This is a genomic window from Burkholderia oklahomensis C6786, from assembly GCF_000959365.1.
Lineage (GTDB): Bacteria > Pseudomonadota > Gammaproteobacteria > Burkholderiales > Burkholderiaceae > Burkholderia > Burkholderia oklahomensis.
Window position 1 is genome coordinate 3,043,270 of sequence record NZ_CP009555.1, and the last position, 15,955, is coordinate 3,059,224.

A 15,955-nucleotide genomic window follows, 5' to 3' on the forward strand; every position below is an offset into this window, starting at 1 on the left:
GCTTGTTCGCGAGAGATTACTTTGCAAACGATCAGAACATGAAATATCTCACGCAAGAATGCAGTTTCGACATCCCGTCGTTGAGCGACGATCGCACGGTCAATGTGCTGACGCTCGTCCATCCCGACACGAGCGCCACGTTTCAGATCGTCGTCAGTCGCGATCAACTGATCGGCGGCGAGGATCTGAGCCGATGCATGCAGCGGCAGATCGGGCTGATGACGCGCCACGTGACGGGCTTCAAGGAGATCTCGCGCCGTCCGCTCGAGATCGGCGAGCAGCGTGCGCCGGCGCTGGAGCTCGAGAGCACGTTTCGCCAGTCCGGCTCGGCGTTTTACCAGATCCAGGCGATGACGGTCGTCGATGCGCCGCGCCTCGTGGTCATCACGTTGTCGAGCCAGACGCCGCTGACCGAGCTGCATCGAACGACGTGGCGGAAACTGCTCGACAGCTATAGCGCCCACGCCTGATGCCCGCGTGTTCGCGCTCGCCGCGGATACAGGCGGTTTGTGCAACGAATCCGGTCGTTTCCAATGAATCAGAATTGATCTCGCCATGTCACTCCTCGCCGCGGCCCGGGTGAACGACACCTTCACCCACACCTCGCTGCTCGCGCAGATGCTGAAAGTCGCGGCCACCGTCGGCGCGGGCTTGCTGGTCGGTGCGGCCATCGGGGCTGCCGCGGCCTTCGTCGTCGGGACGGGCGGGCTGGGGGCGGTGGTGCTGGGGGCCGTCGTCGGTGCGGTGATGTCCCAGGCCGTCAATGCGGCGGCGTCCCATTTTCTCGGCGCCGATTCGCTGGAAGGCTATTTATCGGACAAGGCCGGCGAACTGATCGACAGTTTCATTCCCGGCGACGTGAAGGGCGCCATCGCGACGGGCTCGACCGATGTCTTCGTGAACGGGCGCGGCGCCGCCCGCGCGGCGGGTGTGGCGGCGCCGCCGCTGCCGCCCGGCGTCGAGCCGCAGTCCGTCGCGGATCTGTTCACGCCGGTCGATCAGGATTTCGCCGCATGCTCGAATCACCCGAATCCGACGGGCGAGCATCTCGCGGAAGGCTCGGCGAGCGTCTTCATCAACGGCCGGCCCGCGTCGCGCATCAAGGATGCGACCACGTGCGACGGCAAGATCAACACAGGGTCGACCAACGTCAGCATCGGCGGCGACCGGGTGAGGGTGCGGGAGGTCACGAGCGAGATGCCGCCGTGGCTCGCGACGATCGCGAAATACGCGGGCCTCGCCATCGCGCTTTGCCAGGCCATACGGGGCCAGGGATCGCTTGCCAGCAAGCTCGCCTGCTTCGGCATGAACTTCGCGATCAACATGGCGGCCGACAAGCTCGTCGGCAGCGTGATGTCCGGCCGCGCCGGACACCCGGTCCACATGCCGACCGGCGCAAAGATCCTCGACGGCGAAGAGGACCTGGATTTCGTGCTCGACGCGCCGATCCCGATCGTCTGGCAGCGTTTCTACAGCAGCCTCGATCCGCGTGCGGATCGGCCGCTCGGCCGCGGATGGAACCTGCCGTATGCGGTCGAGCTGCAACTGGGCGTCGGCGGCGAAAATCCGCACCGCTGGATCGACGCGCAAGGACGCCGAACCCCGGTGCCCGATCTGCAGCCGGGGCAGAAGTACTTCAATCGCGGCGAAGGACTGACTTTTGCCTGTACGCCGGGCGGACACTGGATGGTCGAGCAGGACGACGGCCTGTGTTTCGATTTCGGCCTGCCGCGCGTCGGTCGCGCGACGCAAACGCTGCGTCCCGTCGTGTTCGAGGATCGCAACGCGAACCAACTGCACTTTCACTATGACGCGCATGGTCGTTTGGACGAACTGGCGACGATGGCGGGCCACCGCGTGCAGATCGAATATGACGCGTCGCATCGGGAGCGGATGTCGCGCGTGATCCTGTACGCGGGCGGCGCGACCGAGTGCCTGGTGAGTTATGCGTATACCGCCGACGGGCTGCTCGCGAGCGTGTCCGACGGTGAAGGGCGCGAGCGGCGCCGCTTCGGCTACGATCCGGCCGGACGCATGACGATGCATCGGCTGCCGGGCGGCAAGACCGCGCATTACGCGTGGGAAGCGTTCGAGCGCAACGCGCTGGCGGAAGAGAACGGCTTGACGGACCGGGAGGCGCGCGTCGTAGAACACTGGACGGATGACGGCGAGCGCTATCGATTCGCATACGATTTCACACGTCAGGCGACGCGCGTGACGGATCACCTCGGCCGCACGCGGCTGTGCGAATGGAACGCCGACTATCTCGTGACCGCGCATACCGACGCGCTCGGACAGATCTGGCGTTTCGATTGGAGTCCGAATCGCGAGCTCGTCGGGTTCGTGGAGCCTAACGGCGCGACGACGCGGCTTCGCTACGACGACGAACGCGGCCTGCCCACCGAGCTTGTGAACGCGCTCGGCGAGACCACGCAGTTCGCGTGGCATCCGCTATGGATGGCGCTGGAGCAGCAGACGCTCGCCGACGGCCGGCAGTGGCAATACCAGTTCGACATGCGCGGCAATCGGGTCGGCGAAACCGATCCGCTCGGGCAGCGCACCGAGTTCCGTCTCAATCGGCAGGGGCGGCCGGCGGCAATCGTCGACGCGCGCGGCGGGATCACGCAATTCGGATGGGACACGCGCCACCGGCTGATCGCGCGCACGGATTGCTCGGGCATCACGACTCGCTTCGAGCATGACGCGCGCGGCCGGATGACGGCGCGGACCGATGCGCTTGGTCACACCACGCATTATCGCTACGACGGCCGCGATCGGATCGCCGAAGCGCAATTGCCGAACGGCGGCGACGAGCGTTACCGCTGGTCGCTCGCCGACGAGCTGACGGCATTTGTCGACGGCAACGGCCATACGACCGCGTTCGCTTACGATGCGGCGGGGCGCCTGACGACCAGAACCGATGCGAACGGCCATCAGATCGGCCTCGAATACGACGCGGCCGGCAATTTGCGCACGCTCTACAACGAATTGCGCGACAGCTACCGGTTCGCATACGACGCCGCCGACCGCCTGATCGAACAAGTCGGTCCGGACGGCGTGCGCGTCGAATACCAGCGCGATGCGCGCGGCGCGCCCGTCGTGGTGAGGCAGGCGGCGGGCACGCCCGAGCAGATCACGATCGAACTCGAGCGCGATGCGCTGGGGCGTCTCGTTCGCAAGCGCACGCCGGAAACCGTGACGACATACGGCTACGATGCGACGGGCCGGCTCGATCGGGTTGCGCGCACGCATCTCGATGGCCGCCCGATGGATGCCGTGACATTCGCATACGACGAGCTGGATCGGTTGGTCGGCGAGACATCGGAGGTCGTCGGCGACGACGGGCGGATCCGGATGACGCGGCTTGCGCATGAGCACGACGCGCTCGGCAATCGCACCGGCACGACGTTGCCGGACGGCCGCACGCTGAGCTGGCTGTACTACGGCAGCGGTCATCTGCATCGGATCGCGTCGAACGGCGAGACCGTCTGCGATTTCGAGCGCGATCGCCTGCATCGGGAGGTGAGCCGGACGCAGGGGGCGCAGACGCTGGCGACGGCGTACGACAGCCTGTCGCGGAAGGTCGGGCAATGGATCGGCGACGTGCGGCATGGGCCCAGTTCGTGGGCTGCGTTCGGCTCGCGGCAGAGCCAGGACTGGTTGCGCAAGGCGTTCGCGTATGACCGCGGCGGCGAACTGACGGCGCGGATCGATCCGCTGGGCGGCGAGCTGAACTACAGCTATGACCCGGCCGGGCGATTGCTCGGCGGCGCGGTTGCGGGCGCGGCGGGCCGGCCGGATGCCGCGGGCGTGTTGGCGGAGCGATTTGCGTACGATGCGGCGTCGAACCTGCGCCCGGCGGGACAGCCGGGGCGCGTGGAAGGCAACCGGCTGCTGATGAGCGGCGATCGCCGCTATCGATACGATGCGCACGGGCGGCTCGTCGAGAAGCGGACGGGCGGTCACACGATCCAGCATCTGAAGTACGACGTCGAGCATCAGCTCGTCGAAGTGAACACGGTGCGGCGTGGTGTCGAGCAGACCGTGCGCTTCAGCTACGACGCGCTGGGGCGGCGAATTGCGAAGCGCGACGCGTTCGGCACGACGCGATTCGCGTGGGACGGGATGCGACTTGTTCAGGAGCAGCGGGGGCACCAGGCGGTGACCTACCTGTATGAGGGCGACGGATACGTACCGCTCGCGCGGATCGATGCGATCAACGACGACAGCCATTGGCTGTGGCGGTTGTATCACGAGGACGAGCGGGGCGGGCCGGCTGTCGAAGCGAAACCCGAAGCGAAGATCTATTACTTCCATGCGAACGCGAGCGGCGCGCCGGAGGAGTTGACGGACGGCGGCGGGCGAGTGGTGTGGCGGACGCGGTACCGGGCGTGGGGGAATACGGTGCTGCAGGAGTATGCGCCGGAGTTCCAGGCGAATCCGGCGGGGGACGTGATGCAGCCGCTGCCGCAGGCATTGCGGTTGCAGGGGCAGTACGAGGATCTGGAGACGGGGTTCTGCTATAGCACGTTCCGGTACTATGACCCGGACGTGGGGCGGTTCATTACGCCGGATCCGATCGGGTTGGCGGGCGGGTTGAACCAGTATCAGTACGCGCCGAATCCGTTGACGTGGATCGATCCGTGGGGATTGGTTGAAACGCCATTGGATGCTCCGGGCTATTCGACGTACGGCCTGTATCACCCGGGGGCGAGCGAGCCTTACTACGTGGGACATACGGGCCAGTCCTTGAATGATCGTCTTGCCGACCATATTGATACGAAGCGAGCGGTGCGGGGGCAGACTGAAGTTCGACCTCTTGGCGGCCCTGAGGGAACGCTCACATATAGTCAGGCAAAAGGTTATGAACAGGCTTATAGGGAGAAATATAAAACCAAGACTGGATTTCCAGGAAATGTAATCGAGCCTATCAATAAGGGACGCGCGGACGAGCGTGGTCTATCCCATGTCAAGTTTTATGGCGAGATGGCGGAAAAACTTGGGCTCAAGAGCTGCGGGAGTTAATGGAATGGCATTGTTGAAAGTAAATCCTGGTGATGTTGTTGCGGTGCCTGCAGAGAAAAAGGGAGAATGGGGATTTGTCCTGGCTCGAGTGATTCGCTCGGGGGTCGTGACATGGATAGAGGTTTTTGAGGATTTCTACACCGATTTCAACATTGATGAGAAGGCGATTGCGGCGCGGAATTTTTCGGGGGAGGCGCGCTTATTTAATCCTGTCTACGCGGCTTTTGATTTTGGTAAGTACTTTGGTAAGGTGAAGTGGCCGGTGCTCGCAACTGATGCATCGTACACTCCTGATCAATCAAATATCTCAAGTATTGAGTTTGAAGGCGATTCGTACCAGGAATCGGGGATATTTTATAAAAATGGTGTTGAATGTGTCGAGCCGGCTGGGGTTCGTAGGGGATTGGAAAATAGAACAATATATTCTAATCCGCAACTTGTTAGGCGTATAAATTTATACTTGTCCGGTTATTTTGAAAAGGGCGTGCCCTGGAATTCTGAGGTGGTTCGAGCTGTTGTCGAAAAGGAAGGGATGGATTGGTGGGTCGATGGAATAAATGCCTGTAATGATAAGGCGGATGCCGTGGCGCTTAAGTTCAAGGAGGTCAGAAAGAGAGTTAAAAAGTAAGGTGCGTTTCCGGAGCGAGAGAGATGGTGGCGCATCACAATTACATTGTCGTGTACAGCATTGATGCCGAGGTGCTAGAAGTTCTGAACGTGAAGCACGCTCGGCAGCAGTGGCCAGAATGAAGGGAATAGCGAACGAGGGGGCGTCATGGCAATTGAGTGGGGGCCGATTCTCTTGACGGGCGTGACCGCGGCGCTGTTCAACCAAGGCATAACGTGGCTGAAAGATTCGCGACGCGACAAAGCTGTTCATCGTTGTGAGCAGTACAACACGGCTCTAGTTTTGGCGGTGGCGCTAGAGCGATTTGCTATCGATTGTGCCTCCTGTGTTGGAAATGTGCGTACCTCGCGTCGAAAAATAATCGAAGGAGGCAGCGCGAGCTATACGCATTGAAGCGCCTCCGGCCGTACTTCGTGGACAGAGATTTGTGCGCGCTGAAGCGGGCCGATGTGAGGCGGTACATTGCTGTTAGGCAGGCGGACGGTGTGCTTGAATCGACAATACAGCGCGAACTGCGTGTCTTTTCTGCGGCTATCAATTGTGTGCGATTGGAATATGATCGGCCGGATTTGCCGAATCCCGTCATTAGGCTTGCCATGTCGTCCGGGGCGGTTCGGGTTCGTTGGATTAGTCGGCAGGACGCCGATGCGCTGGTGATATGTGCTTCACGTTTCGTACGTCGACCGCATTTGCCAAACTTCTTTCGGCTTGCTTTGCATACCGGTTGCCGCAAAAACGAGCTGTTGAAACTTGAATGGTCGCGAGTGGATTTTGATCGAGCGGTTTTGTCGCTGGAGCCGGGTGATACGAAGAACGGCAAGCGCCGCGTTGTGCCGCTGAACGATGAAGCGATGGCGGCTTTGAGGGATCAGCGCGAATGGGTGCGGGTAACGGAGCCTCGTTCGCCGTGGGTGTTCGCGGTGGCGTCGGGCGGTCGGATGACGACGATTCAGAAGGGTTTCCGTGCTGCGTGCGTTCGTGCGGGGATCGACGATTTCAGGGTGCACGACTTGCGCCACACCTTCGCCTCGTGGCTCGTCATGGCGGGCGTGTCGCTGTACGTCGTGAAGGATTTGCTCGGGCACTCGTCGATCACGGTGACGGAGCGGTACGCGCATCTGGCCCCGCATATGGGGCGCGAGGCGGTGCGGACGCTGCACGCCTAGGCGCGGGGCGGTGACGACTGGAGAGGTTTTACGTCAAATAAAGGGGGCGCAATGCTATTGACTATGGCACGATGTATTATAGATCGTGCTGTTAACTTCTAAAGGTTGTGCTATGAAAACGTTAGATGTGTCCCAGGCTGCCGCCGCCGCACATGCGGGCGGTGTCCTGTCGGCTGTCCTCAAGGCTGAGGGCGGTTCATTTTACGTCGAGCTTGAGACGCGGACGGCCGGAACGGCTGTGCTGGTCACGTCGAACAATCGTCGGCCGCGTGCGTTCCGGAACCCCGTCAAGGCACTTGAGGTGATCCGCGAGCTTGGGTTGCAGTCGGGGCGTTTCTCGCTCGAAGCGTGGCGGCCGGATGAGGTCGAGATCGAACGTTCTAGCCGTCCGGATCGTGCAGCGGCGATGAAGCAGACGCACGCGAATGCGGCGGCCTATGACAAATGGTTGCGCGAGCAGGTGCAGGCGTCGATCGACGATCCGCGCCCGAGCATCGAGCATGAGGACGTAATGAAAAAGGCTCTGGCCCGCGTCGAGGGGATGCGAAAGGGGAAGCGTGCTAAGACTTAAATGGCGGCCATTGGCCGAGGAAGACCTGCTGGGTATCTTGGAGTTTATTGCTGAAGACGATCCGGATGCCGCATTAGCCCTGGTGCATGTGATTCGTGAAAAGGTGGAGGGGCTGAGGGTTCGCCCGAAGCTATACCGAGTGGGGCGTGTATCCGGAACGAGAGAGATGGTGGTGCATCACAACTACATTGTCGTGTACAGCGTTGATACAGAGGTGGTCGAGATCCTGACCGTGAAGCATGCCCGGCAACACTGGCCCGACTGAGGGGAGGCGCGCATGGACAACGACGAGAAATTCGAAAAAGCGTTTGAGGCAATCATGGCCTTCGAGTGTGACGGCCCGCTTCGAGACGAAAGTCCGGATCATGTTTGCTGCTCGGGCTGCTTCACGGACTTCGGCTTGGCTCTGGAGGTTGCGCGCCGTGGCGAACATTCCGACTCGCCATGCCCGAACTGTGGCGAGCGCAGCGGCCGGAAGGTGAATAGAGCGGCGCTGCATGATGCTGCACGGTCATTTTTCAACTGGGGGTCGATTCGCAGGTTGCGCTTCGGAGGCGCACCTACGCTTGCGTTCAACACCAAACAGTCTAGTGTTGTCAGCGTGCCGCCATGGTTCAAGAGTGACTTGTCGCTTTTGGAGAGACTACTCAATATTGGAGTCTTTCCGTACGGGCCGCGCATGTGGATGGTGGGGGAAGTTGAACCACTCAAGGAGATGCAAGATGAACAGCGACGGGGCACGGTCATCCAGCGAATATTGAGCGAGTATCCGAGCAAGGAACTCTCACCGAAGGACATCTTCTTTCGGCTTCGGGTGGGGCCAAGGAGCCCTGAGAATCCCGCCGAATATGATGCGCCGCCGAAGGAGTTTAGTGGCAGGGGGCGGCTGGACTCTCCTGGTCAACCGGTCCTTTATGGTTCAGCGGACTTGCAGGTATGTGTGCATGAGTGCCGTGTTTCCGCTGAGGATGAAACGTATGTGGCGACGCTTGCGCCGCTGCGTCCCCTGAAGCTTCTCGACCTGTCGGGCGTTCTGTGTGAACCCCAAGGCGTGACGGAGTTCGAGAGCCTCGACATGGCAGTGCACATGCTATTCCTCGCAGCGAACCATGCCTACGACATTACGCGATACATATCGCTTATGGCGGCTGGTGCTGGATTCGACGGTATTGTATATCCGTCGTACTTTAGCCTCCTGCGAACCGGGGCAATCCCCTTCGAGACCAGCTACGGACTCTCGCGGCGAGTGATCGCTCGGTACGGCGATGACGCTCGATACGCGGAGCATGAACAATCGAAGATTGTTCCCAACCTCGCATTGTTCGGGTACCCGATTGCGGAGGGAAAGATCGAGGTCAAATGCATTAACCGGCTGCTTGTGACGCGCGTTGAGTACGGCCTGAAGTTTGGTCCGGCTGGGGTGGCTTGAAGCGTGCGGCTGTCCTCGATGGACGAAAAAAAAGCCCTGCGAGTGCAGGGCTTTTTCTTTGCCTAGTGGCTTTGCGCTGGCGCCGGAGAGAACTGCTCGATCCAGCGTTTAACGCGTCGCCACAAGCGGCGAATTCTTTGGTGGGCGGTACTGGGATCGAACCAGTGACCCCTGCCGTGTGAAGGCAGTGCTCTACCGCTGAGCTAACCGCCCAAAGAGCCTTGAATTATGTCAGGGCTTTTTCGTTTCGTAAAGCACTTTTTGAACTTTTGACATAACCCACTTGGCGGGTCCGGACCGCGCATGGCGCGACCCGGCGAGATTCTACCGGCAATCGGGCACTTTTATCCAGAACTTTTTCGACGCGGCGTGCGCCGTCACTTCGCCGCACCGCGAAGCCGTCGAATCTCGTCGTCCAGATACGTGCCGAATCGCTCGGCGACAGGCTCCCGCTCGTCCGCCCGCCGCAGCCGCAACGTGTGCGATTCGAGCGCGCCGCCGTCGAGCGGCAAGTAGCGCAGCCGCTCGCTGCGTACTTGGCGCAGCACGCTCGGCACCAGCGCGACGCCCATCTCGAACTCGACCATCGTCAGCACCGTCTGCCACAAGCGCGCCTCGTGCCGGATCTCCGGGCTGAAGCCGGCGCTCACGCACTGCGCGATGATGAGGTCGTGGTAGTGGGGCGCCGCGTCGCGCGGGAACAGGATGAACGGTTCGTGCGCGAGTGCCGCGAGATCGACGCGTTTGCGCCGCGCAAGCGGGTGCGCGGCAGGCAGGCAGCAAAGGAACGGCTCGGAGAAGATCGTGTCGGCGGCGATCTCGGGCGGGAACGTGCCCCAGTGCGCATAGCCGACGTCGATCTGGGCGCGCAGAATCGCCTGCACCTGCTCGTGCGTGTTCATCTCCTTCAGCACGATCTCGACGTTCGGATAGTCCGTCTCGAAGCGCCGCACCGCGGACGGCAGCCCACGGTACAGCATCGAATTGACGAAGCCGATCCGCAGCCGCCCCGCGAGCCCCGAAGCCGACCGAATCGTCAGACGTTGCGCCTCCTGCGCCTGCAGCAGCAGCCGGCGCGCCTCGCCGAGCAGCACTTCGCCGGCGTTCGTCAGCGCGACCGACTTGCTCGTGCGCGCGAACAGCTGCACGCCGAGCTCGTCCTCGAACTTGCGGATGTCGAAGCTGAGCGCCGGCTGCGAGATGAAGAGCCGTTTCGCGGCTCGGCCGAAATGCAGTTCTTCCGCGACGGCGACGAAGTAGCGCAATTGCTTCAGGTCCATCTCGTCTCCATTCGCGTCGATCGATAAACAAAGCTTATCGTACTGGATAAATCCTGTATTGGACGTTTATCGATCGGAGTTCTACGCTCGTCTGACCAGGAGACAAGCGATGAACATGATGAAAGAAATCGTCGAAGCGAACGCGCCCGCGGCGGGCGCCGCCAACATCCCCGACTCGCGGGGCGTCAACTTCTTCACGAGCGATCCCGATTGCGCGGCGTTGCTGCGGCTGCATCTCGGCGACGCGCGCTATCGAGCGCTCGAGCCCGAATTGCGCGCGCTCGGCCTGCGCGCGTCCGACGAGCTCGACCGCCTCGCGTCGCGCGCCGACAAGAATCCGCCCGTCCTCCATCCGCGCACCCGTCGCGGCGAGCCGCTCGAATCGATCGACAAGCATCCGGACTACGTCGCGCTCGAGCGCGTCGCGTATTCGGAGCTCGGCCTCGCGGCGATGAGCCATCGCGACGATGCGCCGCCGCCGCTCGTCAAATACGCGTTGACGTTCCTGTTCGTCCAGGCCGAGTTCGGCCTTTGCTGTCCCGTCAGCATGACCGATTCGCTGACGCGCACGCTGCGCCGCTTCGGCTCGCGCGAGCTCGTCGAGCGCTTCCTGCCGCGGCTCGCGTCGCGCGATTTCGACGTGCTGCACCAGGGCGCGATGTTCATGACCGAGCAGGCGGCGGGCTCCGACGTCGGCCGGATCGCGACGCGCGCGGTGCGCGAGACGGCCGCCGACGGCGCGACGACGTGGCGCCTGTACGGCGACAAGTGGTTCTGCTCGAACGCGGACGCGGATCTCGCGATGGTGCTCGCGCGGCCCGAAGGCGCGCCCGACGGCGTCAAGGGCCTCGCGTTGTTCCTGTTGCCGAAGACGCTCGCCGACGGCTCGCGCAACCGCTATCGGATCGTGCGTCTGAAGGACAAGCTCGGCAGCCGCTCGATGGCGAGCGGCGAGATCACGCTCGACGGCGCCGAAGCCTATCTGATCGGCGAGATCGGGCGCGGCTTCCATCAGATGGCGGACATGATCAACATGTCGCGGCTGTCGAACGGCGTGCGCGCGGCGGGGCTGATGCGCCGCGCGACGACGGAGGCGCTGCACGTCGCGCGTCATCGCGAAGCATTCGGCCGCAAGCTGATCGACATGCCGTTGATGCGGCGTCAGCTCGTCAAGATGCTCGTGCCGACCGAGCAGGCGAGGTCGCTCTTCATGCAGATCGCGCTGTTGCTCTCGAAGGCCGATGCGGGCGACGAGCAGGCGGCCGGCTGCGTGCGGATCCTGACGCCGCTCATCAAGTTCCGCGCGTGCCGCGATGCGCGCCGCGTCGCCGGCGACGCGATGGAGGTGCGCGGCGGCACGGGCTACATCGAGGAGTGGAGCGACGCGCGCGTGCTGCGCGACGCCCATCTCGGCTCGATCTGGGAGGGCACGAGCAACATCGTCGCGCTCGACGTCGCGCGGGCGGTCAAGCGCGAAGGCGCGCTCGCGCCGCTGCGTGCGTTCCTGCTCGACCTGCTCGATGCGGCGCGGCTGCCCGACGCGAGCGCGACGCGTCTGCGCCGCGCGCTCGATCGTGCGAGCGACGCGCTCGAGCGCGTCGCGCAAGCGGGCGACGACGCGCTCGTGCGGCAGGCGGCGTCCGCGCTCTATCACGCGACGACCGCGATCCTGCTCGCGAGCGAAGGGATGCGGCTTGCGCCCGATCATCGGCGGCTCGCGCTCGCGCATCTCGTGCTGCGCTACAAGCTGTCGCCCGTCGATCCGCTCGCACCCCGGCGTGCCGGTGTCGATGCCGATGCGTTTGCGGCGCTGCTGCACGATCGGCCGGTCGCGCTCGACGACGCGCTGCGGCTGCTCGACGATGCGTCGGGAGACGCGGCATGAGCGGCGACGCGAAGCAATTCCGTGCGGCGCGTGGGGCGCAGACTGGTCCTGCCGCGGCTCGCGTGACCGATCGGGCGCGCACCTCCGGCATTGCCGGTGAGCGGCGGAATACGGCGAACGCATCGCATTCGGCATGCATGTCTCGCGCGCCGCACGTGACGCATGTGTCGAATGAGGCGGATGCCGCAAACACCGCAAACACGCCGAACACGCCGAACACATCGAACACATCGAACACATCGAACACATCGAACACATCGAACACATCGAACACATCGAACACATCGAACACATCGAACACATCGAACACATCGAACACATCGAACACATCGAACACATCGAACACATCGAACACATCGAACACATCGAACCCGAACAGCACGAACAGCACGAACAGCACGAACAGCACGAACAGCACGAACAACGCGACGACGACCGCGTCCCCCCCGTCCGGCGCGCTCGCCGGCCTGAAAATCGTCGACCTGAGCCGCGTCCTCGGCGGCCCCTATTGCACGCAGGCGCTCGCGGACCACGGCGCGCGCGTGATCAAGGTCGAGCCGCCGGCGGGCGACGAAACGCGCGGCTGGGGCCCGCCGTTCTTCGACGACGACGCGTGGTATTTCACCGGCGTGAACCGCAACAAGGAGGGAATCGCGCTCGACCTGTCTCGCGACGAAGGCCGCGCGATCCTCTGGCGCCTGCTCGAAGACGCGGACGTGCTCGTCGAGAATTTCAAGCCGGGCACGCTCGCGCGCTGGGGGATGGACTACGAGCGCGACCTGCGCGAGCGCTTTCCGCGCCTGATCCATTGCGCGATCACGGGCTTCGGCGCCGACGGCCCGCTCGGCGGGCTGCCGGGCTACGACGCGGTGATCCAGGCGATGGCGGGCCTGATGAGCGTCAACGGCGACGCCGACGGCGACGCGACGCGCATCGGCCTGCCGATCGTCGACATGGTGACGGGCCTGAACGCGCTCGCCGGCATCCTGCTCGCGCTCGCCGAGCGCGAAAAAAGCGGCGTCGGCCAATCGATCGACATCGCGCTGTACGACTGCGGCGTGTCGCTCCTGCATCCGCATCTGCCGAACTGGTTCGGCTCCGGACGCACGCCCGCGCGCAGCGGCAACGCGCATCCGAACATCGCGCCGTACGACAGCTATCGCACCGCGACCGCGCCGATCTTTCTCGCGGTCGGCAACGATCGGCAATTCGCGCGGCTATGCGCGCATCTCGGCGCGCCCGCGCTCGCGGGCGATCCGCGTTTCGTCGACAACCGGAGCCGCTGCGCGCATCGCGCCGAGCTGAAGGCGAGCCTCGAAGCGCGGCTCGCGGCTCGCGATTGCGAGACGCTCGCGCGCGAGCTGATGGGCGAGGGCGTGCCTTGCGGCCCGGTGCGCACGGTCGATTCGGTCGCGCGCGATCCGCATACGCTGCATCGCGGGCTCGTCGTCGAGATGGGCCGCTATCGCGGAACGGCGTCGCCGATCAAGCTGTCGCGCACGCCCGCGGCGTACCGCAGCGTGCCGCCGACGCTCGGCCGCGACACGCGCGCGGTGCTCGACGCGCTCGGCATCGATGCGGCGACGCAGGCGCGGCTCGTCGAGGCGGGCGTATTGAAGGAAGGAACGTGAGCGAACAGACGCGGCTGCCGAAGCAAAGCGGCGGCCGCGGCTAGACGGTCGGCGCGGGGCGAGTCCGCGGCCGGGAGACCGAAGGCGATCGCGCCTTCGGCCGAACGGTCCGCGTCGCTCGTCCGGCCCGACCGAACCCGGAGCGATCCGGCCCGAACGGTGAAGGCGCGCGCGAGTCGCGCCACCGATGAGAATCATGGAGACAACGATGACATCCCAGCACGATGACCGCGCCGACCGCGCGCCGGTCGGCCAGCCCGCGCGCGCCGCGCTCGCGGCGTTCGTCGGCACGACGATCGAGTGGTACGACTTCTACATCTACGCGACCGCGTCCGCGCTCATCTTCGGCAAGCTGTTCTTTCCGTCGAGCGAGCCGTTCTTCAGCACGCTCGCGTCGTTCGGCACGTTCGCGGTCGGCTTTTTCGCGCGCCCGTTCGGCGGCCTCGTGTTCGGCCACCTCGGCGACCGGATCGGCCGCAAGAAGGCGCTCGTCGCGACGCTCGTCATCATGGGGCTCGGCACGGTCGGCATCGGTCTCCTGCCCGCCTACGCGCAGGCGGGCGTGGCCGCGCCGATTGCGCTCGTCGTGCTGCGGATCGCGCAAGGCATCGCGATCGGCGGCGAGTGGGGCGGCGCGGTGCTGATGGCGAGCGAGCATGCGAGCGCGGACAAGCGCACGTTCGTCGCATCGTTCGCGCAGCTCGGCAGTCCGGCCGGGCTGATCCTCGCGCTGCTCGCGTTCCGCATCGTCTCCGGGATGGAGCACGATGCGTTCCTGTCGTGGGGCTGGCGGCTGCCGTTTCTCGCGAGCGCGGCGCTTCTCGTCGTCGGCCTCGCGATCCGCGCGGGCGTCGACGAATCGCCGGAGTTCGCGCGCGTGAAAGCGGAGCGGCGCACGGCGGCGCTGCCCGTCGCCGAAGTGGTGCGCAACGCGTGGCGCACGCTGCTGCTTTGCCTCGGCGCGAACGTGATCGGCGTCGCGGGCGCGTGGTTCGTCAACACGTTCATGCTGAACTACACGACGCAGACGCTCGGGCTCGACCGCGCGCTGATCCTCGATTGCCTGTTCGTCGTCGCGTTCATCCAGCTCGGCACGCAGCTCGCGTCCGGCTGGTTCGCGCAGCGCGTCGGCACGGGGCGCTTCCTGAAGACGGCCGCCGCGCTCGCGATCGCGTCGCCGTATCCGATGTTCGCGCTCGTGTCGACGGGCCGGCCGATCGCGATCGTCGTCGGCATCGCGATCGCGGTGATGTGCATGTCGAGCTCGTACGCGGTGATGGCGGGCTTCATGTCGACCGCGTTCGACGTGCGCGTCCGCTACTCGGCGATCTCGCTGTCGTACCAGCTGTGCGCGGCGCTCGCGGGCGGGCTCACGCCGCTCGTCGGCACGCTGCTCGCGCACCGCTTCGCGGGCCAATGGTGGCCGCTCGCCGCGTTCTACAGCGCGCTCGCGGCAGTGTCGCTCGTGTGCATCGCGACGCTCGAGCGCGGCAGGCGGGGCGCCGTCGTGGCGGGGAGCGGGGCGCTCGCGAAGCCTTGAGGGCGATGCGCGAGACGCGCACCGCATCGTGCGTGCCGCAGGAAAAGGCGGAGGCGAGCGCAGCGGCGGCGCGATCGCGTCGCACCGCCGCGATCGCCGGACGCCTGTCGGTGCGCGGACATGTCGATTCGCGGGCGGGCGACGGCGATCCGGCGGGATCGCAACGCCTGCGCGCGATCACGCCGCGTTCGCCGACAAGCACGCCGGCGGAAGCGTCGATTCGCAAGGCGCCGACATGGCGGAATCGCGACGCGACTGCGTGATGAAACAGCGGATGCCCCGGCTTCGCCAATCTTCGGGGCGGACGTCGCGAAATCGCGAAGCCGCGAAAACCACGAGCGCGTGCGGGCGTGCCGGCGTCGCGAAGCCCCGGATGCCCGCCGCGCCGGGCCGAAGCGCCACGCCTTGCGCACGAAGCGTACGCGCAAAAAAGCCTCGGGCAGCGATTGCTGCCCGAGGCTTTCGTCCGACGCGCGGAAATCGGAAGCGGCGTCGCGCGCCGCGCGGGGGCGTATCAGCCCTGCGTCGGCGGCACGTAGCCGGTCGCCTGGTCCGCGCCTTCGCCGAAGAAATACTTCTCGGTCTGCTTCATCAGATACTGACGCGCGCGCGGATCGGCCATGTTCAGCCGGTTCTCGTTGATGAGCATCGTCTGCTGCTTGAGCCAGCCTTGCCACGCTTCCTTCGACACGCTCTCGTAAAGACGCTTGCCGAGCTCGCCGGGCAGCGGCGGGAAGTCGAGTCCTTCGGCTTCCTTGCCGAGCTTCGCGCATTGAATCATACGGGCCATCGTGTACCTC

Annotated in this window: 13 protein-coding genes, 1 tRNA gene and 1 pseudogene; 12 read left to right on the forward strand and 3 right to left on the reverse strand. The window is 64.6% G+C overall.

What is annotated here, in order from left to right; translation table 11 throughout:
* Window positions 1-38 precede the first annotated feature (38 nt).
* The 9 genes and pseudogenes from BG90_RS13765 (at window position 39) to BG90_RS13790 (ending at window position 8,819) form a co-directional block, all read left to right on the forward strand.
* Window positions 39-470: a DcrB-related protein gene (locus tag BG90_RS13765; RefSeq protein ID WP_045568314.1), complete on the forward strand. Its 432-nt coding sequence runs from the start codon at window positions 39-41 to the stop codon at window positions 468-470.
* A gap of 85 nt (window positions 471-555) precedes the next feature.
* Window positions 556-5,025 (forward strand): RHS repeat-associated core domain-containing protein, encoded by a 4,470-nt coding sequence (locus BG90_RS13770; RefSeq protein WP_010116283.1) that lies wholly within the window; start codon window positions 556-558, stop codon window positions 5,023-5,025.
* Between the two features lie 4 nt (window positions 5,026-5,029).
* Window positions 5,030-5,653, forward strand: coding sequence for a hypothetical protein (locus BG90_RS37000; RefSeq protein WP_181911587.1), 624 nt, complete (start codon window positions 5,030-5,032; stop codon window positions 5,651-5,653).
* Window positions 5,654-5,658: 5 nt separating this feature from the next.
* Window positions 5,659-5,775, forward strand: a pseudogene (locus BG90_RS32745) (type II toxin-antitoxin system mRNA interferase toxin, RelE/StbE family); the annotation flags it as partial.
* A gap of 25 nt (window positions 5,776-5,800) precedes the next feature.
* A complete protein-coding gene (locus BG90_RS36445) occupies window positions 5,801-6,046 on the forward strand; it encodes a hypothetical protein (protein ID WP_162486575.1) in 246 nt (81 codons plus the stop codon).
* Window positions 6,047-6,396: 350 nt separating this feature from the next.
* Complete coding sequence (locus tag BG90_RS37735) at window positions 6,397-6,819, forward strand: tyrosine-type recombinase/integrase (RefSeq protein WP_268748777.1); 423 nt, start codon at window positions 6,397-6,399, stop codon at window positions 6,817-6,819.
* A 112-nt stretch (window positions 6,820-6,931) separates the two neighbouring features.
* Window positions 6,932-7,390 carry a type II toxin-antitoxin system RelB family antitoxin gene (gene relB / locus BG90_RS13780; RefSeq protein WP_010116282.1) on the forward strand — a complete coding sequence of 153 codons (459 nt, stop codon included), beginning with the start codon at window positions 6,932-6,934 and terminating at the stop codon, window positions 7,388-7,390.
* A 10-nt stretch (window positions 7,391-7,400) separates the two neighbouring features.
* The gene (locus tag BG90_RS13785) at window positions 7,401-7,655 is read left to right on the forward strand and encodes a type II toxin-antitoxin system RelE/ParE family toxin (RefSeq protein WP_010116281.1); all 255 of its coding nucleotides are present in this window, start codon (window positions 7,401-7,403) and stop codon (window positions 7,653-7,655) included.
* A 12-nt stretch (window positions 7,656-7,667) separates the two neighbouring features.
* Complete coding sequence (locus BG90_RS13790; protein WP_198140415.1) at window positions 7,668-8,819, forward strand: RES family NAD+ phosphorylase; 1,152 nt, start codon at window positions 7,668-7,670, stop codon at window positions 8,817-8,819.
* A 138-nt stretch (window positions 8,820-8,957) separates the two neighbouring features.
* Here BG90_RS13790 and BG90_RS13795 read toward each other — a convergent pair.
* Both BG90_RS13795 and BG90_RS13800 read right to left on the reverse strand, forming a co-directional pair.
* Window positions 8,958-9,032: transfer RNA gene (locus BG90_RS13795), tRNA-Val, on the reverse strand.
* A 164-nt stretch (window positions 9,033-9,196) separates the two neighbouring features.
* Window positions 9,197-10,099, reverse strand: coding sequence for a LysR family transcriptional regulator (locus tag BG90_RS13800; RefSeq protein ID WP_010116279.1), 903 nt, complete (start codon window positions 10,097-10,099; stop codon window positions 9,197-9,199).
* Window positions 10,100-10,208: 109 nt separating this feature from the next.
* Between BG90_RS13800 and BG90_RS13805 the strand changes: the two genes are divergently transcribed.
* From BG90_RS13805 to BG90_RS13815, 3 genes are all read left to right on the forward strand, one after another.
* The gene (locus tag BG90_RS13805; protein ID WP_010116278.1) at window positions 10,209-11,984 is read left to right on the forward strand and encodes an acyl-CoA dehydrogenase family protein; all 1,776 of its coding nucleotides are present in this window, start codon (window positions 10,209-10,211) and stop codon (window positions 11,982-11,984) included.
* Entirely contained in the window at window positions 11,981-13,615 is a 1,635-nt protein-coding gene (locus tag BG90_RS13810) for a CaiB/BaiF CoA transferase family protein (protein ID WP_045568174.1), read from the forward strand. Before BG90_RS13805 ends, BG90_RS13810 begins: the two co-directional genes overlap by 4 nt.
* 208 nt (window positions 13,616-13,823) lie before the next feature.
* Window positions 13,824-15,155 carry an MFS transporter gene (locus BG90_RS13815; protein WP_025989909.1) on the forward strand — a complete coding sequence of 444 codons (1,332 nt, stop codon included), beginning with the start codon at window positions 13,824-13,826 and terminating at the stop codon, window positions 15,153-15,155.
* Window positions 15,156-15,669: 514 nt separating this feature from the next.
* Here the strand turns inward: BG90_RS13815 and BG90_RS13825 are convergent.
* Entirely contained in the window at window positions 15,670-15,945 is a 276-nt protein-coding gene (locus BG90_RS13825) for an oxidative damage protection protein (RefSeq protein ID WP_010111094.1), read from the reverse strand.
* Window positions 15,946-15,955 lie beyond the last annotated feature (10 nt).